Genomic DNA, 25,492 nt, shown 5'->3' with positions numbered 1-25,492 from the left:
CCGCCGCGTATGCGCACGGTGACCCTAGGGGTTGATCAGGCGCGCCTCGGGATAGCCGGCCGCGACGATGCGCGCATGCGCCTCCTGGCCGGCGGATTGCGACGCGTAAGGCCCGCAGCGCACGCGATACAGCACACCTCGCGGCGTATCGATCGGCGCGATGACCACGGTCTGACCGAGTGCGCGCATGCGCGACTCGACGAGGCGCGCGTTGGCGATGTCCGAGTAGGAACCGATCTGGACCCACCACGGACTTCCGGCGCCGGCACGCTCGGCAGGTGGCGTCGGTGCGGGCACCTGCGCAGCGAGCGCCGGACTCGCGGCAGGGGTGGGCGCCGGCCTGGGCGTCGCGGTGGGTGCCGGGCTTGCCGGCACGGGATCGGGCCGGTCGCCGGCCACGATCTCCGGCGGCGCATCGGGATCTCCGCCGTGCTCGGCACTGCGTTCGACCGGCGGCGGCGTGGCGATCGGCGCCGGCACCGGCGTGTCGCTCGGCGCGGTGCGTCTGCCGACGGGCGTCGGTTCCGGTTCCCGCAATTCGATGGTCACGACCTGCTGACCGTCTTGTGGGGCGCTCCTCAGCTGGGGCTCGGGCAGTACCGACGCGATCGCGAACGCGACCAGCACCAGCAGCGCGGCGCCGATCAGGCGGCGTTTGAGGGCTTCATCCATCGAGTTCGGCGGCCGCTGCGGCGACGGTGAGGAACGAACCGGTCACGACGATGCGCCCCCGCGGCCCGGCCAGCGCGCGAGCCGCGGACAGCGCATCGCGCATATTGTCGCAGCATCGGACGCCCGCGTCAGTGCCGATCCGGCGCGCCAGCTCGGTTGCCGCAAGGCCCCGTTCGCCAGGCGTGTCCACCAGCACCCAGTGATCGACGCGCGGCGCCAGCACCCGCGCGACTGCGGCATGCGGCTTGTCGGCGAGCATGCCCAGGACCAGGACCCGCGGCGTGCCACGCTCCAGAGTATCCAGATGCGCACCCAGCACCTCGGCGGCCTCGCGGTTGTGCGCGACATCGAGCAGGTAGCGACCGCGCTGCTCGCAGCGCCCCGCCACGCGCAACGCCGGCAGTGCGCGCCGGATCGCCGCCTCCTCCACCGGCAGCGATGGCGCCAGAGCCTCGATGCAGGCCAGCACGCCGCTGGCGTTCTGCACCTGGACCGCACCCGGCAGTCCCGGCGATGGCAGGCCACCCAGGCGCCAGGCGCGGCCATGCCAGTCGAAGCCACCGGCCGTCGCGTCGTGGCCGAAGTCGCGGCCGGCCACGCGCAGATCGGCGCCGAGCGCGCACGCCGTGTCGATGAGACTGCGCGGCGGATCGGGCTCGGCCACCACCGCCGGCCGGCCGGGACGGAAGATGCCGGCCTTCTCGCGCGCGATGGACTCACGGTCCGGGCCCAGCCAGTCGAGATGGTCGAGTCCGATGCTGGTGACCAGCGCGGCATCGGCATCGACGATGTTCACCGCGTCGAGACGACCGCCGAGGCCGACCTCGAGCACGCGGGCCTCGACCGCCGACTCGCGGAACAGCCACAGCGCCGCCAGGGTCCCGAACTCGAAGTAGGTCAGCGGCGTGCTGCCGCGCGCGGCTTCCACCGCCGCGAACGCGCCGCACAGCTCCGCGTCGTCGGCACAGCGATCATCGACGCGCACCCGTTCGTTGTAGCGCCGCAGGTGCGGCGAGGTGTACAGGCCGACGCGATAACCCGCCTCACGGTAGATCAGCGCCGCGAGGTGGGCGCTGGACCCCTTGCCGTTGGTGCCGCCGACGACCAGCGTCGGCGGCGACCGTTCGAGCAGACGCAGGCGCGCCGCGACCTCGGCGACGCGCTGCAGGCCCAGTTCGATCGCGCGCGGATGCAGGGTCTCCTGCCAGCGCAGCCATTCATCCAGTGTGCGGGTCATGGTCCGCGTCGCTGCGGCCAGCGCGCCGGTCAGGTCGAACTGACGCTCGGCGAGAAATGCGTCAGCATCGCCAGCAGCCGGTGGATGCGCTCGCGCATCTCGCGACGATCGACGATCAGGTCGATGGCCCCTTTCTCCAGGAGGAACTCGGCGCGCTGGAACCCTTCGGGCAGCTTCTGCCGCACGGTCTGCTCGATCACGCGCGGGCCTGCGAAGCCGATCAGCGCCTTGGGCTCGGCGATATGGACGTCCCCCAACATGGCGAAGCTCGCCGACACGCCGCCCATCGTCGGATGCGTCAGCACGGAGACATACGGCAGACCGCGTTCCGCGAGCCTGGCGAGCGCGGCGGAAGTCTTGGCCATCTGCATCAGCGAGTACAGCGATTCCTGCATGCGCGCCCCGCCGGACGCATGGAAGCAGACGAACGGCACACCGAATTCGAGGCAGGCGTTGACGCCACGCACGAACTTCTCGCCGACGACGCTGCCCATCGAGCCGCCCATGAAGCCGAACTCGAATGCTGCAGCGACCAGCGGCAGGCCCATCAACTGGCCGCGCACGACGATCAGCGCGTCGTTCTCATGCGTATCGGCCTGCGCCTCCTTGAGGCGATCCACGTACTTGCGGCTGTCCTTGAACTTGAGCGGGTCCTTGGAGACCACATCCTCGGCGATCTCGTGGCGCGGCTCTGCGTCGAGGAAATGATCCAGGCGCTGCCGCGCACCGATCGCGTGGTGCGCACCGCACTTCGGACAAACCTCCAGCGTGCGCTCCAGTTCGGCGCGATACAGCACCGACTGGCAGCTGTCGCACTTGGTCCACAGCCCCTCCGGCACGTTGCGCTTGCTCGCGCCGCTGGCGAGCAGCTTGGATCCGGCAATTTTATCGAGCCAGCTCATGGAGTCGGACATGATCGCGTCGGAAGTTCGCCGCTCATCTTAAGGCCAGCCGCCTCAAATTGAATCCAAGGCCTCGCGGAGCCTGCGCAGGCGCTGCTCGATGACCGACGGCAGATCGCCTGGCCGGTCCTGCAGTCGCTCGATCTCCGCCACCAGGGCGCTGCCGACGACGACGCCATCGGCCAGTCGTCCGACCGCGCGTGCCGTAGCGGCGTCGCGGATGCCGAAGCCGACCGCCAGCGGCAGCCGCGTGTGCCTGCGGATCACGTCGAGCTTCGCCGACACCGCGGCGACATCGAGGCTTGCCGCGCCGGTCACGCCCTTGAGCGAGACATAGTACAGATAGCCACTGGCGGCGCGTGCGACTGCGTCGATGCGATCGTCGGGGCTGGTCGGCGCAAGCAGAAAGATGCAGTCGAGGCCTTCGGAGCGGAGCGCCGGCAGATACTCCGGCGCCTCCTCGACCGCGAGATCGACGATCAGCACGCCGTCCACGCCAGCCTCGCGCGCGCGCCGCGCGAAGACCGCGGCCCCGCGGGATTCGATCGGGTTGAGGTAGCCCATCAGGACGACCGGCGTCTGCGCATCCGCGCGCCGGAACGCGGCGACCATGTCCAGCACGTCCCACAGCCCGGTGCCGTGCCGCAGCGCCCGCTCGCAGGCGAGCTGGATCACCGGGCCGTCTGCCATCGGGTCGGAGAACGGCACGCCGAGCTCGATCACGTCGGCACCGCCGCGGACCAGCGCATGCATCAGCTCCACGGTCACGCCGGGCTGCGGATCGCCGGCGGTGATGTACGGAATCAGCGCCTTGCGCCCGGCCGCCTTGAGCGCCGCAAAAGTCGTTTCGAGCCGGTTCATGCTGATCCTGAAAGCCCGGCCGCGGAAGGCCGGTTGGCGAAGGAGATGGTCATAGCGTGATGCCTTCGAGCCGGGCGATCGTGAAGATGTCCTTGTCGCCGCGGCCGGACAGGTTGACGACCATGTGGCGCTCGGGCCCGAGTTCCGGCGCGAGCTTCCTCGCGTAGGCGAAGGCGTGTGCGGATTCGAGCGCGGGGATGATGCCTTCCAGGCGCGTCAGCTCGTGGAACGCCGCCAGCGCCTCGTCGTCGGTGGCCGCGACGTAGCGGACGCGGCCGCTGTCCTTGAGCCAAGAGTGCTCCGGTCCGACGCCGGGATAGTCGAGACCGGCGGAGATCGAATGCGTCGGCAGGATCTGGCCGTTGGCATCGGCCATGATGTAGGTGCGGTTGCCGTGCAGCACGCCCGGCTTGCCGGCCGACAGCGGCGCGGCATGATCGGCCGTGGTCAGCCCATGGCCGCCGGCTTCGACGCCGTACATCGCCACTTCGGGCTCGTCGATGAACGGGTAGAACAGGCCGATCGCATTCGAGCCGCCGCCGACGCAGGCCACCAGCACATCCGGCAGGCGACCGAACTTGTCGCGGCTCTGCGCCATCACCTCGCGACCGATCACCGACTGGAAATCGCGCACCAGCATCGGGTACGGATGGGGTCCTGCGGCGGTGCCGATCACGTAGAACGTGTCATCGACGTTCGTCACCCAGTCACGCAAGGCCTCGTTCATCGCGTCCTTGAGGGTCTTGGTGCCGCTGTTCACCGGCACGACCTCGGCACCCAGCAGTTTCATGCGGTACACATTGGGCGACTGCCGCTGCACGTCCTCGGAGCCCATGTAAACCACACACTTGAGTCCCAGACGCGCCGCGATGGTCGCCGACGCGACCCCGTGCTGGCCGGCCCCGGTCTCGGCGATGATGCGCGTCTTGCCCAGATGCTTCGCCAGCAACGCCTGGCCGACCGTGTTGTTGATCTTGTGCGCGCCGGTGTGATTCAGATCCTCGCGCTTGAGCCAGACCTGCGCACCGCCCCACTGCCGCGTCAGGCGCCGGGCGTGATACAGCGGCGACGGACGGCCCACGTAATCGCGCAGATCCTCGCCGAACTCGCGCAGGAACGACGGATCGTTCTTCAGACGCTCGTAGGCGTCCTCCAGCTCGCGCAGCGGCTGCATCAGGGTTTCGGCGACGAACTGTCCGCCATAAGGGCCGAAATGTCCGCGCGCATCGGGGTAGTGATAGCTCATCTCTTTGCCTCGTCGGCGCGCCGTACCGCCTTGACGAAGGCGCGCATCTTGTCCAGATCCTTGACGCCGGGCTTCTGCTCGATTCCGCTCGACACGTCCACCGCGTAGGGCCGCAAGGCCCGGATCGCCAGGCCCACGTTGCGCGGCGTCAGTCCGCCGGCCAGCACCAGCGGGCGGCGCAAGCCGCCGACCTTCGACCAGTCGAAGGTCTCGCCGCTTCCGCCCATCGCCCCGGGCGCATGGCCGTCGAGCAGCAGCGCCGCGGCGCTGCCGAAGCGCCGCGCGGACCGCGCGGGTGCCGACGCGCCGCCCATCCCGATCGCCTTCATGTAGGGCACGCCGAAGCTCGCGCAGAACGCCGGATCCTCGTGTCCGTGAAACTGCAGCAGGTCCGGGCGCAACAGATCGACGCTCCGGCGCACTTCCTCCGCCGTGGCATCCATGAACAGCGCCACCGCGGACACGAACGGCGGCAACTGGGCCCGCAGGCGCGCGGCGCGTTCCGGCGCGATGTAGCGCCGGCTCTGCGCGACGAGGACGAAGCCGATGGCATCGACCCCCAGCTCGACGGCGGCCCTGGCGTCCGCCGCACGGCGGATGCCACAGAACTTGATGCGGGTGCGAAACACGCTACAGGGGAGGAAACCAGGGCCGCGGCGGCGGCGGGAGGGCGAATTCTGCCGGATATTCCGGACCCACGAAATAGAGTCCCGCGGCGGGCGCGGTCATCCCCGCCTGTCGGCGGTCGCGGCTCGCCAGCACCTGCGCGACCCACCCGACCGGCTGCTTGCCCAGGCCGACCAGCGCCAGCGTGCCGGTGATGTTGCGCACCATGTGATGCAGGAAGGCGTTGCCGCAGATGTCGATCACGACGAAGTCCTGCGCGCGGCGCACCGCAAGCGACTCGACGCGGCGCACCGGCGTCGGCGACTGGCACTGCGAATCGCGGAACGCGGAGAAATCATGCTCGCCGACCAGGCACTGTGCGGCGGCGTCCATCGCCGCCGTGTCCAGCGTCTGCGGCCACCAGCCGGCACGCTGGCGCAGCAGGGCGCTGCGCGCGCGGTGATTGTGGATCACGTAGCGATACCGGCGCCGGCGCGCGTCGTGGCGTGCGTGGAAACGCTCAGCGACCGGCTGGATCCAGCGCAGTGACAGGTCCGGCGGCAGGTGGGTGTTCGTGCCCAGCAGCCACGCGTAGGCACTGCGCGGCGCAGGCGAGTCGAAGTGGACCACCTGCTGCAGGGCGTGCACGCCGGCATCGGTGCGCCCCGCGGCGACGACTTCGACGGGGTGCGCGGCGACCTGACTCAGGGCGCGTTCCAGCTCACGCTGCACGGTGCGCTGCCGTTCGATCGCCTGCCAGCCGGAAAACTCCGTACCGACGTACTCGACGCCCGCGGCGTAGCGCGTCACGGCGTCCACGTGTGCAGCGCGACGGCGAGCAGCACCGGAATCGGCCACTCCCACCAGTGCGGCGCCGGGTTGTCATCCGTGGCCGGCACCGTGACGGCTGCGGCGCCGGCCTGAGTCTCGATCTGCTCGACGAGCGCGGCCGCGCGCTGCCAGGGCGAGGCACGGGCACCCTGGTCGTGGTGGACGACGGCCTTGAACCGCGCGTGCATCTCACCGACCGCATCGAGCGCCAATGCGAGGCGCAGACCGACGCGCGCCGGATCGACACCGGCCCAGCGCAGAGGTCCCAGCAACAGGCAGATCGCCGACGCCAGCCGGTGCACCGGAGTGAGTGCGAGCAACAGGTAAACCATCGTCAGCAGATCAATGAGGACCAGGGCACGCCGTGTGCCCTCGGCCAGTCCCTCACGGCTCAATCCAGGCAGCGCCGCGAACAGCGGTTCGCCCTGCGTGCAGCCGACGTACAGGACGAAGATCGCCAGCAGCAGCCAGCGCAGGCGCAGCAGGCCGGTGCGCAGACGATCCAGCGCATCCGGCGCGAACCTGAAGTACAGCAGCGCACTGAGCGCACCGAGCAGCGCCAGCGCGGCCGCACTCATCGCCGGCAGCGCGGACGCCAGCACCAGCAGCACCAGGACGCGAACCGCGGGATGCACTGTGCGTGCTTGCAGGACCAGGACCGGCCCGGCTCAACCCAGTTGCGCCATCAGCGCCTGGGCATCCTTCTTCTGCTCCGCGTTGCCCTGCTGCGCGACTTCGTCGAGCAAGGTGCGCGCCATGTCGTGGTCACCCATATCGACATAGGCACGGGCCAGATCCAGCTTGGTGGAAACCTCGTCGCTGCCTGCGGTCGGTGGCTCGCCGCCGAACTCGCCCAGGTCGATGTCGTCGAGCCGGATCTCGCCCATGTCTTCGGGCGCAGCCTTGGGCGCGGGCGCTGCAGCCGGGGCTGGCTCGGGGGGCGGCGGCGCGCTGGCCGCGACCTCGGATGCCTCGCGCACGTCGAATCCGGACAGATCCAGGTCGAAATCCAGCGAATTGCCCTGGTCCTTCGCCGCAGCAGCCGGCGCCGCAGCGGCCGGCGCGGACTCGGCCAGGTCGAACTGGCTGAGATCGAACTCCAGCGCTTCACCCTTGTCCGGCGCGACCTCCAGACTCGGCTGTTCGAGCTTGGGCGCCTCGAGATCCTCGAGCTTGAAATCGAGGCCCTGGTCGAGCCTGGGTTCGGCCGCAGCCGCGGCCGCTGGGGCTGCGGCGGGCACCGCGGACGGCGTACCGAAATCGAGATCGAAATCGGTGCGGCCGACCGCCGCAGCGCCGGCACCATCCTTGAACAGCTCCGAGTCCGGCGCGAGCTGCTGCCCCATGATGGCGATCTTCTGCCACTCCGCCTCGGGCAACATGGATTTCATCTCGCGCGCGCACTGTTCGAACTCGGCGCGCTTGCCCGCCGCGAAATAGGTCTCCGCCAGCTTGACGCGGATGTCGGTGCGCTGCGGCTCCTTCTCCGCCGCCTGCTTGAGCAGCAGCGCGGCCTCGTCGTAGAGCCCGTAGGCCAGATGGAAATCCGCCTCGGATACCGGGTCGTTGGCATCCAGGTTGATCTGCACCGTCTGCGCTTCGAACTGCCCGGTGAGATCGAAATCGACGGTATCCGTCGGCAGCGCGTCGGACGGGGCGGGTTCCGCCGCGGCCGGCGCCGCCGCAGCCGGGATCTGCTGGGTCGGGATCTGCTGAGTCTTGATCTGCTCGGTGTCGAAACCGGCCGCGCCAGCGCGCGCCGCGGCCTCCGCTGCTGCGGCCGGCGCTGCGGCGGCTGCGGCGGCGGCCGCAGCAGGCTTGGCCACCGCGACCACCGGCGGTTCGACCGGTCTGGCGGAAGGCATCTGCCGCGCCGCCAGCGGCGGCGCGACGGGCGCCGCCTTGCGCCGCGCCAGCAGGCGCGACACCAGATAGCCGAGCCCGCCGAGTACGATCAGACCGCCGATCAGCGGCAGCAGCAAGGTTTCCAGCAGCCCGGCTTCCGGTTCGGGGCGCGGTTTCGTCGCCACGACGTCGTCGGCTGCCGGCGTGACCCTGGGTTTGGGCGCGGGCGTCGGCGCGACTTCATCCGCGGGAACCGCACCGATCTCCGTCACCGGTTCGGTGATCTCGCCGGCCGGACCCGCGGTGGGTTCGGCGGTCGGCTGTGGGGTCGGCTGAGCGGTCGGCTCGGCGGTCGGCGCCGGGGTGGGTGCTGCGCTGGGCGCCGGGGTGGGGGCCAGTGTGGGCACCGGCGTCGTGATCGGCGGCGGACGGACCGTCGGCACCGGTTCCGGCGCGGACGTCACGGCCGGTTCCGTGCGCGGCTGCGGCCGCACCGGCGCACGCTGGCCACGCAGGCGCAGCACCTCTTCCTTCGCCGTCTGCGGATCGACCGCGAGCACGTCCTCGGCCGAGGGGACCGTCAGCAACGCACCCTTGAGCAGGCCGTTGATGCCGCCCTCGAAGGCCGAAGGATTGCCGCGATACAGCGCCAGCATCATCTGGTCCATGGTCGCCGCGGGCGGGCGCAGGCGCGCGGCGATGCTCCACAGCGTCTCCTGTCCCTGGACCGGGCCATAGCGGCCGCCATCGGCCGCCAGCATCGGTTCGCCGTAGGGCTCTGCGCGCGGACGCTGCGCGACCGGCTCGCGCGGCTCCGGCGCACGCGGCGGCGCCGGAACAGCGGGCTGCGGCGTCGGTGCCGGCCGGGCGGCGCGCTCCGCCGCGGTCTCGTAGAACTCGGGGGTCCGGTTCGGAGGCGCCCGGTACTCCGGCGGATCGAGGAACACCGTGTACTCGCGCACGAGGCGATTGCCCGCCTGGCGCACATCCAGCAGCAGTGTCAGGAAGGGTTCGCGCGCCAGCTGGTCGCTGCTGATCTCGATGCGTGGCGCGGGGCCACCCTTGACCTCGAAGCGCAGCGTGGACAGGTAGGACAGCCGCTCGATGCCCGCCTTCTCGAACTCCGCGTTGCTGGCCAGGGACACCTTGAGGGTTTCCAGCTCCTCGGCGCTGGCCGCCGTGATCGGAATCTGCGCCACGAAGCGCTGGTTGAGCCCGGAGCGGACATCGATTTCGCCCAGCCCCAACGCGGCGGCGCTGGACACCCACAGCAGGGGCCAGAGCACCGGTAGCACGGCCGCGATGCGTCGGAGCAAGCGCCTCATATCCTCTCCAGAATCCAACCGGCGTCCCTCAACTGTTCACGCAGGAGGTTAATTTGCGCGTATAAGCCCTTTTATACCCGATGAATTATTGATCGGGCAACAAATACTTCCGCCGCCACCGTCCGCTTCAGAGGTGGTCCCGCGCCAGGATCTCGGCGGCCGTCACCGCATTGAGCGCCGCGGCGTAACGGATATTGTCGGCAGTCAGCCACAGCGCCAGCGCCTGCGGACCGGCGCCGAGCCGCAACCGCGCGACGCGCACGACTGCGCTGCGCGTGGCATCCACCACCGGCGACGGGCAGTCCGCCGGATCCGGGCTGTCGGCCACTTCGACCCCCGGTGCACCCGCCAGCGCCTCGACCAGCACTGAAGCCTCCGGCATGCGCTCCAGCGCCAGCTCCAGCGACATCGCATAGCCGAAGAAACTCGCGACGTGCACGAGCTGCAGCCCGACCGGCAGTTCCGGCCGATTCAGCAGCACGCGCAACTCGCCGACGATACGCCGTTCGCGCCCGGTGCGTCCGTCCTCGCCGGTGGCGCCCAGCTGTCCCAGCACATTGAACGCGATCTGCTGGGGGAAGACGCGCCGCTCGTAGGCGCGCGCATTGAGCAGCGCCGCGGTCTCGCGCGCCAGATCCTCCTGCCCCGCGCGTCCGGCATCGGACACCGGCACGATCACCGTCGCGGTGACGCGCTGCAGGCCACCGACGCGGTCGAGGGCGTCGAGCGCCGGCAGCAGCGCGGTAATGATGCGATCCGGCGCCGCGACGATGCCACGTTCGTTGAAATCGGCGAGCGCCACCGGATTGACGCTGGTGACCACCCGTGGAATCTGCGGATCGCGCCAGTCCTGTCCGCTGGCATCGATCACGATGCAGCCGGCGTCGGCCGCACGTTCCGCCTCCGCGACGTAGCGTGGGTCGTCGCCGGCGAGGAAGGCCAGCTGCACCTGCCCGTAGCCGAAACCGACGGCGTCCTCCAGCGGCAGAGGGTTGCCGGCGAACTCGACCGTCGCCGCCTCTTCGCCATCCAGCGTCAGCGCCGACAGCTCGCCGAGCGGGAAACGCCGCTCGGCCAGCAGTTCCAGCACGGCGGCGCCGACGGCACTGTCGGCACCGAGCACGGCCACATCGAATCGGCGGCTCATCCCATGACTCTGCGAGCGATCAGGCGGCCGATTCTAGCCCGTCGTCAGCGGGCGAGCAGGATGCGCAGCATGCGACGCAGTGGCTCGGCCGCACCCCACAGCAGCTGGTCGCCGATCACGAAGGCCGATACGTACTGCGGGCCGAGATTGAGCTTGCGCACGCGGCCGACGCCCACCTGCAGGCCGCCGGTGATCGCCGCCGGGATCAATTCCTTGATCGTCGCCGGCTTGTCGTTGGGCACCCACTTCACCCAGTCGTTGCCGCTCTTGATGATGGCCTCGATCTCGGCCAGCGGCAGGTCCTTTCTGAGCTTTAGGGTCAGCGCGAGGCTGTGGCAGCGCATCGCGCCGATGCGCACGCACAGGCCATCGACCGGGATGATCTTGTCGCCGGTGTTGCCGAGGATCTTGTTGACCTCGGCCTGGCCCTTCCACTCTTCCTTGGACTGGCCATTGTCGAGCTGCGAATCGATCCACGGGATCAGGCCGCCGGCCAGCGGCGCGCCGAAGAACTCGGTCGGCACCTCGTTGCGGATTGCGGCCGCGACCTTGCGGTCGATGTCGAGAATCGCTGACGACGGCGTGGCCAGTTCGTCGGCGACCGCCCCGTGCACGACGCCCATGCCCTTGAGCAGCTCGCGCATGTGGTTGGCACCACCGCCGGACGCCGCCTGGTAGGTCATCGAACTGACCCACTCGACCAGGTTCTCGCGGAACAGGCCGCCGACGCCCATCAGCAGAATGGAGTTCGTGCAGTTGCCGCCGATGTAGTTCTTCACGCCGCGGGCCAGCGCCGTATCGATGACGCCGCGGTTGACCGGGTCGAGGACGATGACGGCATCGTCCTTCATGCGCAGCGCGCTGGCCGCGTCGATCCAGTAGCCGTTCCAGCCGCTGGCACGCAGCTTCGGGAAGATCTCGTTCGTGTAGTCACCGCCCTGGCAGGTGATGATCACATCCATCAGCTTGAGCGCGTCGATGCTGTTCGCGTCATTCAGCGGCGGCGTGTCCCTGCCCCCGACCTTGGGGCCGGTTCCGCCGGCACTCGACGTGCTGAAGAAATGCGGCTCCACCAGCGCGAAGTCGTTCTCTTCCTGCATGCGCTGCATCAGCACGGAACCGACCATGCCGCGCCAGCCCACCATACCCAGCTTCATCATGTTCCTTCTCTCTTACTTCTTCAGCGCCTGCACAACGGCATCGCCCATTTCACGTGTACCGATCACCTTCTCGCCCGGCTGCGCGATGTCGCCGGTGCGGTGACCCTGCCGCAGCACCTTTCTCACCGCCGCATCGATGCGATCCGACAGATCGGCACGGTTGAACGTGTACTTGAACATCATGCCCACCGACAGGATCGTCGCCAGCGGGTTGGCCTTGTTCTGCCCCGCGATGTCCGGCGCGCTGCCGTGGATCGGCTCATAGAGGCCCTTGTTGTTCACGTCCAGCGAGGCCGACGGCAGCATGCCGATCGAACCGGCCAGCATCGAAGCCTCGTCGGAGAGGATGTCGCCGAAGAGGTTGCCGGTGACGATCACGTCGAACTGCTTGGGGTTCTTCACCAGCTGCATCGCCGCGTTGTCCACGTACATGTGGCTCAGCGCGACGTCGGGATACTGCTTGCCGACCTCGATCACGACCTCGCGCCACAGGCGCGAGGTCTCCAGCACGTTCTCCTTGTCCACCGAGCAGAGCCGCTTGTTGCGCTTGCGCGCCGCCTGGAAGGCGACGTGCGCGATGCGCTCCACCTCCGGCCGGCTGTAGTGCATGGTGTCGTAGCCTTCCTCGGCGCCCTCGGCGTTCCGGCGACGGCCGCGCGGCTGGCCGAAGTAGATGTCGCCGGTCAGCTCGCGCAGGATCAGGATGTCGAGGCCGGCAATCACTTCCGGCTTGAACGACGAGGCCGCGGCCAGCTCCTCGTAGGCCAGCGCCGGGCGCAGGTTGGCGAACAGGCCCAGGTCCTTGCGGATGCCGAGGATGCCCTGTTCCGCGCGCACCGCACGCGGCAGGCTGTCGTACTTGGGGCCGCCGACCGCACCCATCAGGATTGCGTCGGCCTCACGCGCCGCCTTCTGCGTGGATGGCGGGTACGGATGGCCCTCGGCATCGTAGGCCGCACCGCCGAGATGGCCGAAGGTCCATTCGATCTGCTCGCCTTCGGCCTTGAACAGCTCCAACACCTTGACCGCCTCGGCCATGATTTCCGGGCCGATGTAGTCGCCGGGGAGGATCAGGATCTTCTTGTTGCTCATTTACGTCGCTCGATTCTCTCGTCATTCCCGCGAATGCGGGAATCCAGGAGATTTCCGCACCGCGGTCTGGATCCCCGCCTGCGCGGGGATGACCCTTCGGGTCAGTTGAACAGCCACGGCGCTTCGACGCGCCGCCTCGCTTCGTAGGCCCTGATCGCATCGGCCTTCTGCAGCGTCAGGCCGATCTCGTCGAGTCCGTGGATCAGGTTGTGCTTGTGGTGCGGGTTGATCTGGAAACCGAAGCTGCGGCCGTCGGCCAGCTGCACCTGCTGCGCCGGCAGGTCGATCGTGATCCGGGCATCGGCATCGGCATTCACCAGCGCGAAGATCGCCTGCACTTCGTCGGGCTTCAGCACCACCGGCAGCACGCCGTTCTTGAAGCAGTTCGAGTAGAAGATGTCGGCGAAACTCGGCGCGATCACCGCCCGGAAGCCGTAGTCGTCCAGCGCCCACACCGCGTGTTCGCGCGAGGATCCGCAGCCGAAGTTGTCGCGCGCGATCAGGATCTGGGCACCCCGGTGCTTCGCATCGTTGAGCACGAACGCCGGGTTCGGCCGACGCGTCGCCGGGTCCACGTCCAGCGTGCCCGGGTCGAGGTAGCGCCAGTCGTCGAACAAAAAAGGACCGAAGCCCGTCCGGCGGATCGACTTGAGGTACTGCTTGGGGATGATCGCGTCGGTGTCCACGTTGGGGCGGTCCAGCGGCAGGACCTTGGACGTCACCACGGTGAAGGCGCGCATGTTCAGAAACTCCTCACATCGACGAAGTGGCCGGCAATGCCGGCCGCGGCGGCCATCGCCGGCGAGACCAGGTGCGTGCGACCGCCCTGCCCCTGCCGGCCCTCGAAATTGCGGTTGCTGGTCGAGGCGCAGCGTTCGCCCGGCTCGAGGCGGTCGGCGTTCATCGCCAGGCACATCGAACAGCCCGGCTCGCGCCACTCGAAGCCGGCAGCCCTGAAGACCTGGTCCAGGCCCTCGGCTTCCGCCTGCGCCTTCACCAGACCCGAGCCCGGCACGACCAGCGCCAGCTTGACGTGGGCGGCCTTCTGCCGGCCCTTCACCACCGCAGCGGCCGCACGCAGGTCCTCGATGCGCGAATTGGTGCAGGAGCCGATGAAGACCTTGTCGATGCGGATCTGCTCGATCGGCGTGTTGGCGGCCAGGCCCATGTAGGCCAGCGCCTTTTCCATGCCGCTGCGCTTGACCGGATCGGCTTCCTGTGCCGGATCGGGCACGCGCGCGGTCACCGGGCCGACCATCTCGGGCGAGGTGCCCCAGGTGACCTGCGGCGCAATGTCCTTTGCGTCAATCTCGACCACGGTGTCGAACTTCGCGCCTGGATCACTCTTCAACTGCTTCCAGTTCGCCACGGCGGCGTCCCACTGCTCCGGCCTCGGCGCGTAGGGGCGACCCTTGACGTAGGCGAGGGTCTTGTCGTCCACCGCGACCAGGCCGGCGCGGGCGCCGCCCTCGATCGCCATGTTGCACAGGGTCATGCGGCCTTCCATCGACAGGTCCTCGATCGCCTCGCCGGCGTACTCGATGACATGCCCGGTGCCGCCGGCGGTGCCGATCCTGCCGATGATCGCCAGCGTGATGTCCTTGGCGGTCACGCCCGGGCCGACATGGCCGTTGACGCGGATCAGCATGGACTTCGACTTCTTCAACACCAGGGTCTGCGTGGCCAGCGCGTGCTCGACCTCGGAAGTGCCGATGCCGAACGCGAGCGCACCGAAGGCGCCGTGGGTCGAGGTATGCGAGTCGCCGCAGACCACGGTCATGCCCGGCAGGGTCGCCCCCTGCTCGGGCCCGATCACGTGGACGATGCCCTGACGGCGGTCGTTCATGCGGAACTCGGTGATGCCGAACTCGACGCAGTTGGCATCCAGCGCATCGACCTGCGCGCGCGAGATCGGGTCCTCGATGCCGTGCACGCGGTCCGGCGTGGTGGGCACGTTGTGATCGGCGACCGCGAGGTTGGCGGACAGACGCCAGGGCTTGCGGCCATTGATACGCAGGCCGTCGAAGGCCTGCGGGCTGGTGACTTCGTGAACCAGGTGGCGGTCGATGTAGATCAGCGCCGAACCATCGCCATTGTCGGCGACCACGTGGGCGTCCCAGATCTTGTCGTACAGCGTCTTGGCCATGTTCCGTTCCCGGACGTGCTGAAAACGGCGGCGATTCTAGGGTTGGAGCATGGATAACTCCAATGAATCGTTTTCATGATCATCATTCCCATGTGGCATGATCGGCGCGTCGCGCCCACGCCTCAAGGTCTCACGCCTTACGCCATGGACACCCAGCTGCTCAACGCCTTCGTCGAGGTTGCCGACCACGCTTCGTTCACCCGCGCCGCCGATTCTCTGCACCTGTCGCAGCCCGCGATCAGCAAGCGCGTGACCACACTCGAGCAGCAGATCGGCGCACCGCTGTTCGATCGCATCGGCCGCCAGATCACGCTGACCGACGCCGGCCGCGCGCTGCTGCCGTATGCCCGCAAGACCCTGCAGGACATCGAGGATGCGCGCCGCGCACTCTCGCAGCTGACGACGCAGGTGTCCGGCCGGCTGTCGATCGGCACCAGCCATCACATCGGCCTGCACCGCCTGCCGCCGGTGCTGCGCGAGTTCACCGAGCGCTACCCTGACGTCGATCTGGATCTGCACTTCATGGATTCCGAAATCGCCTGCGAAGCCGTGCTGAGCGGCAGGCTGGAACTGGGCATCGTGACGCTGCCGCTGGCACCCATTCCGAACCTGGACACGTGCGCCGTCTGGCACGATCCGCTGGCGGTCGTCGCCGCACCGACGCACCCGCTGGCACGTCTGCGCCGCCCGCAACTCGGCGATCTGGCCGCGCATCCGGCGGTACTGCCCGACGCGGCCACCTATACGCACCGCATCGTCCGTCAGGCCCTGCAGCATCTGGGTCTGGAGCCGCGCGTGCGGCTGGCGACCAACTATCTGGAGACGCTGAAGATGCTGGCCGGCATCGGCCTGGGCTGGAGCGTGCTGCCGCTGTCGATGGTCGATGCGACGCTCAAGGTCATCCACATCCCTGGCCTGCGCATGCAGCGCAGTCTCGGTAGCGCCCGCCATCGCCACCGCGCCGTGTCGCGCGCTGCGCAAGCCCTCCTAGATCTTTTACCCACGGCTCCCTGAATCGTTTTGCCTTCAGAATGACTCTGGGCTGCCGCTGCAACGGCAGCATGCCGGAGTCGGAGAGGATGAGAGTCACACGCAATACGATCCACGTCGCTTTCGCGCGCATGCTCGACGACCAGATCGAACCGGGCGCGATGTTCGCGTACCGCGATCTCGTCGATGACTGGGCCGACACCGGGCTGCGCAACGACGATCTCGATCGCGTCCTCGAATCGCTGTTCGCGTCGGGACACCTGGATCGCAGCGTCGTCGGCAAGGACACCTGGTACCGGCTCACCGCCGCCGGCGCCATCGAGTTGCGCGTCGTGCGCAGCACGCTGTGGGAGCGGCTGCGCGACCGTCTGACGCTGCTGCGGGCACGCCTGCGCACGCTCGGCGGCGAACATCGTCCCGCGGCCAAGGCACGGCGGACCACCGACCGCATCGCCAGCGAGACCCCGTAGTCCGGGTGCCGGACGCTCAAGTTCCGCGGTGCGCGGCCGCTAAGACAGCTGCCCGTCCGCGGGCAGCCGGTGGCGACGTGCAGGAACCGGCGGAGAACCTCTATGGCAATCAGTGCGGCATCCAGTCTCGTCTTGGTCCCGCCGGGCCGCGGCCAGGCGATGACCCGGCCCGACGGCGAACCGGTCGGAACCTCGGCGGACGAGCTCAACCGTCAGCTCAAGGATCAGCGCGAGCGCTCGGTGGCCTGGCAGCTGATCCGGCAGACCGTCGGCGAAGACGCTTCCGCATCGGACGATCCCGCCGCCGTCACCACGGATGCGGCACCACCGCCGCCGCCGACCACCCCTGCACAATCCGTCGCCGCTGCGCCGGGCGTGGACGTCGAAGCCATCCGCGTCGAACTGCACGTCGCGGACGTCAGCGTCGATGATCGCGGCGTGCGCGTCACTCAGCTCGATCTGACCTATGAGCGGCTGGCCGTGCGCAAGGCGCCGGAACCGCCGGTGCAGAAATCCGATCCCCTGGCGCTCGATCTCGACGGCGACGGCCGCATCACCACCACGGGCGTGGACGGCGGCCGCGTATTCGACCTGAACGCCGACGGACGGCGCGACCGCGCCAGCGTCGTCGCCGGCGGCGATGCGTTCCTGGCGCTCGACGCCAACGGCAACGGCCGCATCGACGACGGCCGCGAGCTGTTCGGCGACCAGACCGGCGCCGCGAACGGATTCGAGGCGCTGCGTGGTCACGACGACAACGGCGACGGGCGCATCGACGCCGCGGACGCGATCTATCAGCGGCTGCGTCTGCTCGACTGGAACGCCGATGGCAGCCAGCGGCTGCGCACGCTCGCCGACGCCGGCGTCGCGGCGATCTCGTTGAACTACGCCGACACGAACCAGCCGCTGAATGCCATCGACCGTGTCGCGCAGCAGGGCAGCTTCACGCGCAGCGACGGTAGCCAGGGACTGGCCGCCGACCTGCTACTGGGTTTCCGCGCGCTCGCCTAGCGGCGCGGGATCGTCGGGCAACCAGCGGCGCGCGATCCACCAGCCGGCCAGCGCGACGACGCTGGCGCCGTAGAACACGGCCTCCGGCGAAATGCCGTCCCAGACATATCCGGCCGTCAGGCTGCCGACCGAGCCGCCGACGCCATAGGCCACCGCGTTGTAGATCGCCTGTCCCCGCCCCTGCAGATCCGCCGGGAACATGCGCTGGACGTAGTGCACCGCCACGGCGTGATACGCACCGAACGTCACTGCGTGCGACAGCTGCGCGAGCACCAGCAGCGCCCAGACATCGACTGCTGCCGCAGTGAGCCACCAGCGCAGTACGGTCGCGGCCAGCACGACCAGCAGCAGACGGCGCGCACCGACCCGGGTGATCAGGCGCCCCACGATCATGAACAGGCCGATCTCGGCGACGACGCCGAGCGTCCAGAACAGGCCGGCCGCGCTGCGGCTGTAATCATGCCGCTCCAGGAACAGCGTGAAGAAGTTGTAGTACGGCGCGAAGCTGAGCTGCGAAGCGAAGCAGGCGCCGAGCAGCACGAGCATCGGACGCCGGCGCAGGACCGCCCACAGCGAGCTGCGCGCCGCGTTGCGGGCATGCAGCACCGGTGGCTCCGGCACCGCCCAGGCCGCCCCGGCCATACCCAGCCAGAACACCGCCACCAGCCACGGCAGCCAGATGATGCCGGTGACATCCAGCGCGGCGCCCAGGCCCATCACCGCGAGGACGAAACCGACCGAGCCCCACAAGCGCACGCGGTTGTAATCACCGCCGCTGGCGTGCAGGTGATTGAGCGCGACCACCTCGAACTGCGGCAGCAGTGCGTGCCAGAATAGCGTGTACGCCAGCATCAACGCGCCGATGTGCAGGACGCCATCGACGAACGGGATCGCCAGGAACGTCAGCAGCGACGCGACCGCCGCCATGCGGATCAGCGGCATCCGTGCGCCGCTGTGATCGGCCCACCAGCCCCAGGCCAGCGGAATCACCGAGCGCATCACGCCCATCAACGCAAAGGCCACACCCATCTGCACCGCGTTGAAGCCGCGCGACTGCAGGTACGGCGCCCAGTACGGCAGGAACGCGCCGACCGTGGCGTAGTAAAAGAGGTAGAAGCCCGCCAGCCGCCAGTGCAGGCGCTCGTCACCTGCAAGGGGTGGGCGCATGGACCTACTCGCTTCCAGCAGGCAGTCGCGGCGTTGCGGGAACGACGTCGGCATTCTGCGCGCGCTGGCGCAGCCAGTGATCCATCAGGACGAGCGCGAGCATGGCTTCGGCGATCGGCACGGCGCGCAGCCCGACGCAGGGGTCGTGCCGACCGGTCGTGCGCATCTCGACGGCCGCGCCGCTTTCGTCGATCGACTTGCCCGGCGTGGTGATGCTCGACGTCGGCTTGATCGCCAGGCGCGCATACACCGTCTGGCCGGTGGAAATGCCGCCGGCGATGCCGCCCGAGTGATTGCCGAGGAACCCTTCCGGCGCCATCTCGTCGCGATGCTCGGTGCCGCGCATCTGCGCGACGCGCATGCCGTCGCCGATCTCCACACCCTTGACCGCGTTGATCGACATCAGCGCATAGGCGATGTCGGCATCGAGTCGGTCATAGACCGGCTCGCCGAGCCCCGGGGGCACGTTGCGTGCCTCGACATAGAGCCGCGCACCGATCGAGTCGCCCTCGGCACGCAGCCGGTCGATCAAGGCTTCCAGTTCCGGCACGCGCGCCAGATCCGGGCAGAAGAACGGATTGGCGTTGACCGCATCCCAGTCCTTGCGCTCGATCTCGATCGGGCCGACCTGTTCGACGCAGGCGCGCACCACGATGCCCAGGCGCTCGTGCAGATATTTCTTGGCGATCGCACCGGCGGCGACCCGCACCGCGGTTTCCCGTGCACTCGAACGCCCGCCGCCGCGATGATCGCGGATGCCGTACTTCTGGATGTAGGCGTAGTCGGCATGATTGGGCCGGAACACCTGCTTGATCTTCTCGTAGTCGTACGAACGCTGATCGGTGTTGCGGATCAGCAAGGCGATCGGCGTGCCGGTGGTCCGGCCCTCGAACACGCCCGACAGGATCTCGACCCGATCGGCCTCCTTGCGCTGCGTGACGTATTTCGACGTGCCGGGCCTGCGCCGGTCGAGCTCGCCCTGGATGTCGGCCTCGCTCAGCGCCAGACCCGGCGGACAGCCATCGACGACGCAGCCGATCGCGGGGCCATGGCTCTCACCGAAGCTGGTGACGCAGAATAGTCTTCCGAGTGTGTTACCTGACATAGGCGTCCCTACGGCCATCCATGACGCGACCACGCCCACGCACCAACCCCCGGCCCGGCCATCCATGGCCGGGCGCTCGCCGGGCCGAATGTCCAGTGGACATTCGGCTCTGTCCGGCTCGCCCGCGCGTGTGACCCGACATGACTACAGATGCTCCAGCAGTGCTTCGCGGCCGATCAGGAACACACCGTCGCCGCCGCGCTCGAACTCGATCCAGGTCACCGGCAGACGCGGCCAGCGTGCCTCGAACGCCTCGACGCTGCCGCCGACTTCGCAGATCAGCGTGCCACCGGGATTCAGGTGCGCGGCGGCGCCCTCCAGGATGCGCGCCACCACGTCCATCCCGTCGGTGCCCGCATCCAGCGCCATGCGCGGCTCGTGGCGGTATTCCGGATGCAGGGCCTTCCACTCCGCGGTCGAGACGTAAGGCGGATTGGTGACGATCAGGTCGTAGCGGGCATCGCCCAGGCCGTCATACACATCCGACTTGAGCGCACGCACGCGGCGCTCGACGTGATGGCGGCGGATGTTCTTGCGGCACACCGCGAGCGCCCCGGCGCTGAGATCGGCGAGGTCCACCTGCGCCTCGGGAAACACCAGCGCGCTGGCGATGCCGATGCAGCCGCTGCCGGCGCACAGATCGAGGATGCGCGCCGGATCGCCACCCAGCCACGGCGCGTAGCCGCGCTCGATCAGCTCGCCGATCGGCGAACGCGGAATCAGCACGCGCTCGTCCACGTGAAAGTCGAAGCCGGCGAACTGGATCTCGCCGAGCAGATAGGCCGCCGGCTTGCGCGTGACGATGCGCGCGCGCAGCAGCTTGAGCACCGCGTCGCGCTCGGCGACGGTCAGCGCCGCTTCGAGATAGGTGGCCGGCAGGTCGAATGGCAGGTGCAGTCCCTGCAGGACGAGGAAGTACGCCTCGTCCAGTGCGTTGTCGGTGCCGTGACCGAAGTGCAGGCCCGCCTCGCGGAAACGGCTGGCGCCCCAGCGCACGAAGTCGCGCACCGTCGTCAGCGTCTGGGTGTCGTTCGGCGGAGACATGCGGCGGAGCGGTGCGGGGCCATGTGGGATAATGGGCGCGCATTATGCGGTGCCCCCCGGCACCGCGCCAACGACGACGGGCTTCGACGTGCCTCCCAGTACTGCCACTCCCGACCATCGCCAGACGGTCCTGATCCTGGTCGCCGCGCTGGCCGCCATCGCCGGCCTCCTCGCGGCGGTTCTGCTGCGTGCACCGGCGAGCCGCGCGCCGATCGAGTCGGGAACGCTGCTGCAGGCGCCGCGCGCCCTGCCCGACTTCGCGCTGCTCGACGAAAACGCCCAGCCGTTCACCAACCGCCAGCTGGAGGGTCGCTGGACGCTGATCTTTCCCGGCTTCACCTACTGCCCGGATGTCTGTCCAACCACGCTGGGACTGCTCAAGAACGTCGAGGCCCAGCTCGGCGACAAGGCACAGAAGCTGCAAATCGTGCTGTTCTCGGTGGACCCGGAGCGCGACACGCCGGAGACACTGAACCGGTACGTCCATCATTTCAGCCCGCGTTTCAAAGGCGCGACGACCGCCGAACCCGCGCTCAAGACGCTGGCGCAGGCGCTGGGGGTGGCCTACGTCAAGGTTCCCGGTGAATCGCCCGTCGATGGGGCCGACAACTACACGATGGACCATTCGGCGGCGCTGGTCCTGATCAACCCGCGCGGCGAGCTCGCCGGGTATTTCACGCCACCGCTGCGCGTGGACAGCCTGGTCCGCGACCTCGCGCGCATCCTTGAGCAACCGTCATGAGAACCGCCTTCCTCCTGCTCGGCGCGATCCTGGCGTGGACGGCGCAGGCCGAAGGCGGCCCGGCACCCGCGCTGACGAGCGAGGACGCCTGGATCCGCGCCGCGCCGCCCGGCGCACGCGTCATGGCGGGGTACGTGCAACTGGTCAACCGCGGTGACGTGCCGCTGCGCTGCGACGCCGCGAGCGGTGCGGACTTCGGCGCGATCGAAATCCATCGCACCCTGATCGAGGAGGGCCAGTCGCGGATGCTGCGCGACCAGGTGGTCGAGATCCCGGCACACGGCCGCGCCGCGCTCGCACCGGGCGGCTATCATCTGATGCTGTTCCGTCCGCAGCGACCCCTGTCGCCCGGCGACCGCAGCCTGCTGACACTCGAATGCGGTGAAATCCGCACGACCATCGAATTCACCGTGCGTGCCGCGGACTGATCCGTTCTCTCATGGCCAACACCCAAACCGATGCCACCGTCCGTGATCGCGCCTTCGCGCTGCTGCAACGGCTGCTGCCGACGCGCTGGCTGTCGATGCTGGTCTTCCGCATCACGCAGATCCGTCACGCCGGCTTCAAGAACGCCCTGATCCGCCTGTTCCTGCGCGGGTTCTCGGTGGATCTGTCCGAAGCCGAGTATGCGATCCCCGAGAACTACGACAGCTTCAACCATTTCTTCACGCGCGCGCTCAAGCCGGGAATGCGGCCGCTGGCGGCCGATCCGCAGGCGCTGCTCAGCCCGGTGGACGGCACGATCAGCCAGTTCGGCGACATCCGCGACGGCCGCATCTTCCAGGCCAAGGGTCACGAATACTCGGTGACCGAGCTGCTCGCCGGCGATGCCGAGGCCGCGCAGGTTTTCATGAACGGCCGCTTCTGCACGATCTACCTCGCACCGTACAACTACCACCGCATTCACATGCCCCTCGAAGGGCGCCTGCGGAAGTGGTCCTACGTGCCCGGACGCCTGTTCAGTGTCAATGCAGCCACCGCACGCGCGTTGCCGAGGCTGTTCGCGCGCAACGAACGCCTCAATGCGGTCTTCGACACCCGCGCCGGTCCATTCGGGCTGACCCTGGTCGGCGCGCTGTTCGTCGGTTCGCTGGAGACGGTCTGGGCCGGCCGCGTCACACCGCCGCACCTGCGCGGCGAACCGGCGCACTACCAGCCGATGAATCCGGTGATCCTCGGCCGCGGCGAGGAGCTCGGCCGCTTCAACATGGGCTCGACGGTGATCCTGCTCGCCGCGCCCGGCGCGGTGGAATTCGATCCGACGCTCGCACCCGGCCGGACCGTGCGCATGGGCGAGGCGATCGGACGCTGGCGACAACACGGCTGACGAACCTTTGCCGCTCGCGCGCCTCTAAAGAACAGATCGCCGACCGCTCCCAACCACCGTTCATGCACCGAATCCTCAGCACCCTTGCGGTCGCGCTGCTGTCCGCATCCGCCGCGCTCGCGGTGCCGCCTTCCGCGCTCGATCTGCCGCAGATCGGCGAGCCGGCCGACAACACCCTGTCGCCGACGCAGGAAAAGCAGCTGGGCTCGCGCGTCATGGCCCAGCTCTACGCCGGCGGCTACATCCTCGAAGATCCGGAGATCACCGACTACATCTCGACGATGGGCTGGAAGCTGGCCGCCGCCAGCAGCACGGCGCCACCGCCGCTGACGTTTTTCGTCGTCAACGACCGGCGCATCAATGCCTTCGCCCTGCCGGGCGGCTTCATCGGCTTCAACGCCGGGCTGCTGCTGGCCGCCGACCACGAGAGCGAGGTCGCCGGCGTGATGGGACACGAGCTGGCGCACGTCACGCAGCGGCATATCGCGCGCACCGCCGAGGACACCGAAGTCGCCAACGTCGCCACCTGGCTGGCAGTGATCGCCGCGATCATCGCCGGCTCCGCCGATCCGGACGTCGTCATCGGCGCACTGTCCCTGGGCCAGACCCTGAGCTATCAGCGCCAGGTCAGCTACACCCGCGCGCACGAACAGGAGGCGGACCGCATCGGCATCCTGACGATGTCGAAGGCCGGTTACGACCCGGACAGCATGGCCAGCTTCTTCCAGAAGCTGGAGCAGCAGTCGCGTCTCTACGGCGGCGGCATCCCCGAGATCCTGCGCACCCATCCACTCAACACCAACCGTGTCGCCGAAGCACGGGCGCGCGCAGCGGAGATGCCGGCGGTCAAGCGCGTCGATCCGGTCGAGTTCGGCCTGATGCGCGCGCGCACCCGCGTCCTGTCGGCGGAACGGCCGAGCATCGCCGTGGACCATTTTGCGGGCAAGCTCGGCGCCGGGCAGGACGACGCGGAGATCCGCTACGGACTCGCCCTCGCCCTTGCGGAGCTCGGTCAGTACGCGCGCGCCAAGGACACGCTCGATCCCCTGGTCGAGAAATATCCCAAGCAGGTCAACGTGCAGCTCCTGGCCGGCCAGCTGCAGATGTGGACCGGCGATAGCGCTGGCGGGCTGGCGACGCTGGAACGCATGATCCGCCTCTACCCGCGCTATGCGCCGGCGATCCTGGCGTATGCGGAGGGTCTGATGGCCGCGCGCCGCCCGGAAGACGCCCGTCAGGTGTTGTTGTCCCACGAGCAGGCTCTGGGCGTGCAGCTGCAGACCTACAGCCTGCTCGCCCAGGCCGCACGCGAGAGCGGCAACATGGCGGAGGCCTCGTACCAGATGGCGAGCTATCTGTTCCTGCGCGGCGACGCCGGCAACGCGCTGGCCCAGCTGGATGCGGGCCTGCGGCTGCCCGATCTGGACGCCAAACAGCGCGCACGCCTGCTCGCCAAGCGCAAGGAAGTGCGGGATTCGCTGCCGAGCAACTGGCGCCCGCCCGGCGAGCGCGGGCGCGCCACCTGACCGGTCACAGCAGGCCGGCGGAACGCATCCAGTCGCGGCAGTCCTGCACCATCTCTTCGAGCGGCCGCGGGCGGTAGCCGAGTTCCTTCTGCGCCTTGCGGCTATGGCAGTAGAAGTTCTGCGCCAGCAGCGCGACGGCGTCCAGCGTGATGTCCGGTTCGCGTCCGAACATCGGCGCGATCCACTCCTCCAGGCGCGCGTAGGCTTTGAGGACGCCGGGATGCAGCGCGACGTAGCGGCGGCGCAGTCCCAGTGCATCGGCGATCGCGTTGGCGAAGCCGACATAGCTTGCCTGTGCGCCGCCGAGCAGATAGTTGTGCCCGACCTGGCCGCGTTCGGCCGCAGCGATCATCGCCACGGCGACCTCGCTGACGTGGCAGAAGCTGCCACCGCCCGGCGGCATCGCCGGCAGGCGCCCCTGCTTGACCAGCCGGAACATGCGCGCCCAGCTGCCAGTGTCGTAGCGGCCGATCATGTTCGCGGGGTTGAGAATCACCGCGCGCAGGCCGCTGCTGATGCCTTTGCGTACCTCACGCTCGGACAACGCCTTGCTGCGGATGTAATTGATCGGCACCGCACTGCCGCGCGTCGGTGTGTCCTCGGTGATCGTCCCGCCGTGCAGACCATAGGCGACGATGCTCGACGTGTGCACGAAGCGCTTGGCGCCCGCCTCCAGGGCGGCGCGCACGACGTTGCGCGTGCCGCGGACGTTGACCTTGGTCTGCTCGACCTGGACCCGCCCCCACAGGCTCGTGTTGCCGGCCACATGGAACACGCAATCGACGTGGCGCGGGATCAGATTCTTGAGGGATCGTGCATCGGTGATGTCGCCGACCACGCGGCCGACGCCGGGAAAGCGATCGAGAACGCTCAGGTCCGAGCTCGAGCGGTGCAGCGCGATGACGTCCCAGCCTTGCTGACGCAAAGCCTCGACCAGATTGAGGCCGACGAACCCCGTCGCCCCGGTGACGAACGCCGTCTTCGCCAAGCTGCCCTCCACCCACGATGCTTCGAGATTACCGCAGTCCGGGCCACTGCGG

The 25,492-nt window shown here is 68.9% G+C and carries 25 protein-coding genes; 7 read left to right on the top strand and 18 right to left on the bottom strand.

The features are described 5' to 3' along the window. Positions 1–24 precede the first annotated feature (24 nt). From AAG565_RS02455 to leuC, 14 genes are all read right to left on the bottom strand, one after another. Positions 25–672 (bottom strand): SPOR domain-containing protein, encoded by a 648-nt coding sequence (locus AAG565_RS02455; RefSeq protein WP_348817956.1) that lies wholly within the window; start codon positions 670–672, stop codon positions 25–27. Then, positions 665–1,909 (bottom strand): bifunctional tetrahydrofolate synthase/dihydrofolate synthase, encoded by a 1,245-nt coding sequence (folC, locus tag AAG565_RS02450; RefSeq protein ID WP_348817955.1) that lies wholly within the window; start codon positions 1,907–1,909, stop codon positions 665–667. Before folC ends, AAG565_RS02455 begins: the two co-directional genes overlap by 8 nt. A gap of 29 nt (positions 1,910–1,938) precedes the next feature. After that, a complete protein-coding gene (accD, locus tag AAG565_RS02445) occupies positions 1,939–2,823 on the bottom strand; it encodes an acetyl-CoA carboxylase, carboxyltransferase subunit beta (protein ID WP_348817954.1) in 885 nt (294 codons plus the stop codon). A gap of 42 nt (positions 2,824–2,865) precedes the next feature. Next, on the bottom strand, positions 2,866–3,672 hold the full coding sequence (gene trpA, locus AAG565_RS02440) for a tryptophan synthase subunit alpha (RefSeq protein ID WP_348817953.1): 807 nt from the start codon (positions 3,670–3,672) through the stop codon (positions 2,866–2,868). Between the two features lie 49 nt (positions 3,673–3,721). After that, positions 3,722–4,918 (bottom strand): tryptophan synthase subunit beta, encoded by a 1,197-nt coding sequence (gene trpB, locus AAG565_RS02435; RefSeq protein WP_348817952.1) that lies wholly within the window; start codon positions 4,916–4,918, stop codon positions 3,722–3,724. Continuing rightward, positions 4,915–5,547, bottom strand: a complete 633-nt coding sequence (locus AAG565_RS02430; protein ID WP_348817951.1) for a phosphoribosylanthranilate isomerase — start codon at positions 5,545–5,547, stop codon at positions 4,915–4,917. Before AAG565_RS02430 ends, trpB begins: the two co-directional genes overlap by 4 nt. 1 nt (position 5,548) lies before the next feature. Beyond that, positions 5,549–6,334 carry a tRNA pseudouridine(38-40) synthase TruA gene (truA, locus tag AAG565_RS02425; protein ID WP_348818072.1) on the bottom strand — a complete coding sequence of 262 codons (786 nt, stop codon included), beginning with the start codon at positions 6,332–6,334 and terminating at the stop codon, positions 5,549–5,551. Beyond that, positions 6,331–6,990 carry a hypothetical protein gene (locus AAG565_RS02420; protein ID WP_348817950.1) on the bottom strand — a complete coding sequence of 220 codons (660 nt, stop codon included), beginning with the start codon at positions 6,988–6,990 and terminating at the stop codon, positions 6,331–6,333. Before AAG565_RS02420 ends, truA begins: the two co-directional genes overlap by 4 nt. Before the next feature lie 33 nt (positions 6,991–7,023). Continuing rightward, positions 7,024–9,525, bottom strand: coding sequence for a FimV/HubP family polar landmark protein (locus AAG565_RS02415; protein WP_348817949.1), 2,502 nt, complete (start codon positions 9,523–9,525; stop codon positions 7,024–7,026). 127 nt (positions 9,526–9,652) lie between these two features. Continuing rightward, entirely contained in the window at positions 9,653–10,672 is a 1,020-nt protein-coding gene (locus AAG565_RS02410) for an Asd/ArgC dimerization domain-containing protein (RefSeq protein ID WP_348817948.1), read from the bottom strand. Positions 10,673–10,716: 44 nt separating this feature from the next. Then, entirely contained in the window at positions 10,717–11,832 is a 1,116-nt protein-coding gene (asd, locus tag AAG565_RS02405; protein WP_348817947.1) for an aspartate-semialdehyde dehydrogenase, read from the bottom strand. Between the two features lie 12 nt (positions 11,833–11,844). Further along, the gene (leuB, locus tag AAG565_RS02400) at positions 11,845–12,924 is read right to left on the bottom strand and encodes a 3-isopropylmalate dehydrogenase (RefSeq protein WP_348817946.1); all 1,080 of its coding nucleotides are present in this window, start codon (positions 12,922–12,924) and stop codon (positions 11,845–11,847) included. A 101-nt stretch (positions 12,925–13,025) separates the two neighbouring features. Then, complete coding sequence (gene leuD / locus AAG565_RS02395) at positions 13,026–13,664, bottom strand: 3-isopropylmalate dehydratase small subunit (protein WP_348817945.1); 639 nt, start codon at positions 13,662–13,664, stop codon at positions 13,026–13,028. Positions 13,665–13,666: 2 nt separating this feature from the next. Beyond that, the gene (leuC, locus tag AAG565_RS02390) at positions 13,667–15,070 is read right to left on the bottom strand and encodes a 3-isopropylmalate dehydratase large subunit (protein ID WP_348817944.1); all 1,404 of its coding nucleotides are present in this window, start codon (positions 15,068–15,070) and stop codon (positions 13,667–13,669) included. Between the two features lie 144 nt (positions 15,071–15,214). Between leuC and AAG565_RS02385 the strand changes: the two genes are divergently transcribed. The 3 genes from AAG565_RS02385 (at position 15,215) to AAG565_RS02375 (ending at position 17,541) form a co-directional block, all read left to right on the top strand. After that, positions 15,215–16,084, top strand: a complete 870-nt coding sequence (locus AAG565_RS02385) for a LysR family transcriptional regulator (protein ID WP_348817943.1) — start codon at positions 15,215–15,217, stop codon at positions 16,082–16,084. A gap of 65 nt (positions 16,085–16,149) precedes the next feature. Next, positions 16,150–16,530: a hypothetical protein gene (locus AAG565_RS02380; RefSeq protein WP_348817942.1), complete on the top strand. Its 381-nt coding sequence runs from the start codon at positions 16,150–16,152 to the stop codon at positions 16,528–16,530. 102 nt (positions 16,531–16,632) lie between these two features. After that, entirely contained in the window at positions 16,633–17,541 is a 909-nt protein-coding gene (locus AAG565_RS02375; protein ID WP_348817941.1) for a hypothetical protein, read from the top strand. On the opposite strand, the gene AAG565_RS02370 is transcribed toward AAG565_RS02375, so the two are convergent. The 3 genes from AAG565_RS02370 to prmB form a co-directional block, all read right to left on the bottom strand. After that, the gene (locus tag AAG565_RS02370) at positions 17,515–18,708 is read right to left on the bottom strand and encodes an MFS transporter (RefSeq protein WP_348817940.1); all 1,194 of its coding nucleotides are present in this window, start codon (positions 18,706–18,708) and stop codon (positions 17,515–17,517) included. The genes AAG565_RS02375 and AAG565_RS02370 overlap by 27 nt on opposite strands. A gap of 4 nt (positions 18,709–18,712) precedes the next feature. Beyond that, on the bottom strand, positions 18,713–19,813 hold the full coding sequence (gene aroC, locus AAG565_RS02365) for a chorismate synthase (RefSeq protein ID WP_348817939.1): 1,101 nt from the start codon (positions 19,811–19,813) through the stop codon (positions 18,713–18,715). Between the two features lie 144 nt (positions 19,814–19,957). Beyond that, positions 19,958–20,857 carry a 50S ribosomal protein L3 N(5)-glutamine methyltransferase gene (gene prmB, locus AAG565_RS02360; protein WP_348817938.1) on the bottom strand — a complete coding sequence of 300 codons (900 nt, stop codon included), beginning with the start codon at positions 20,855–20,857 and terminating at the stop codon, positions 19,958–19,960. An 88-nt stretch (positions 20,858–20,945) separates the two neighbouring features. On the opposite strand from prmB, the gene AAG565_RS02355 reads away from it, so the two are divergent. The 4 genes from AAG565_RS02355 (at position 20,946) to AAG565_RS02340 (ending at position 24,452) form a co-directional block, all read left to right on the top strand. Next, entirely contained in the window at positions 20,946–21,599 is a 654-nt protein-coding gene (locus tag AAG565_RS02355) for an SCO family protein (protein WP_348817937.1), read from the top strand. Beyond that, positions 21,596–22,027 (top strand): copper chaperone PCu(A)C, encoded by a 432-nt coding sequence (locus AAG565_RS02350; protein WP_348817936.1) that lies wholly within the window; start codon positions 21,596–21,598, stop codon positions 22,025–22,027. The genes AAG565_RS02355 and AAG565_RS02350 overlap by 4 nt, the downstream gene beginning before the upstream one ends. A gap of 11 nt (positions 22,028–22,038) precedes the next feature. After that, positions 22,039–22,926 carry an archaetidylserine decarboxylase gene (gene asd, locus AAG565_RS02345; protein WP_348817935.1) on the top strand — a complete coding sequence of 296 codons (888 nt, stop codon included), beginning with the start codon at positions 22,039–22,041 and terminating at the stop codon, positions 22,924–22,926. 62 nt (positions 22,927–22,988) lie between these two features. After that, the gene (locus AAG565_RS02340; RefSeq protein WP_348817934.1) at positions 22,989–24,452 is read left to right on the top strand and encodes a M48 family metalloprotease; all 1,464 of its coding nucleotides are present in this window, start codon (positions 22,989–22,991) and stop codon (positions 24,450–24,452) included. A 4-nt stretch (positions 24,453–24,456) separates the two neighbouring features. Here AAG565_RS02340 and AAG565_RS02335 read toward each other — a convergent pair whose 3' ends face one another. Beyond that, a complete protein-coding gene (locus AAG565_RS02335) occupies positions 24,457–25,440 on the bottom strand; it encodes an NAD-dependent epimerase/dehydratase family protein (RefSeq protein WP_348817933.1) in 984 nt (327 codons plus the stop codon). Between the last annotated feature and the right edge of the window lie 52 nt (positions 25,441–25,492).

The organism is Fontimonas sp. SYSU GA230001, assembly GCF_040066175.1.
In the GTDB taxonomy this organism is placed as follows: Bacteria; Pseudomonadota; Gammaproteobacteria; order Nevskiales; family Nevskiaceae; genus Solimonas.
Note: the sequence above shows the minus strand (reverse complement) of the source record. Positions and strands in the feature narration are given on the sequence as shown.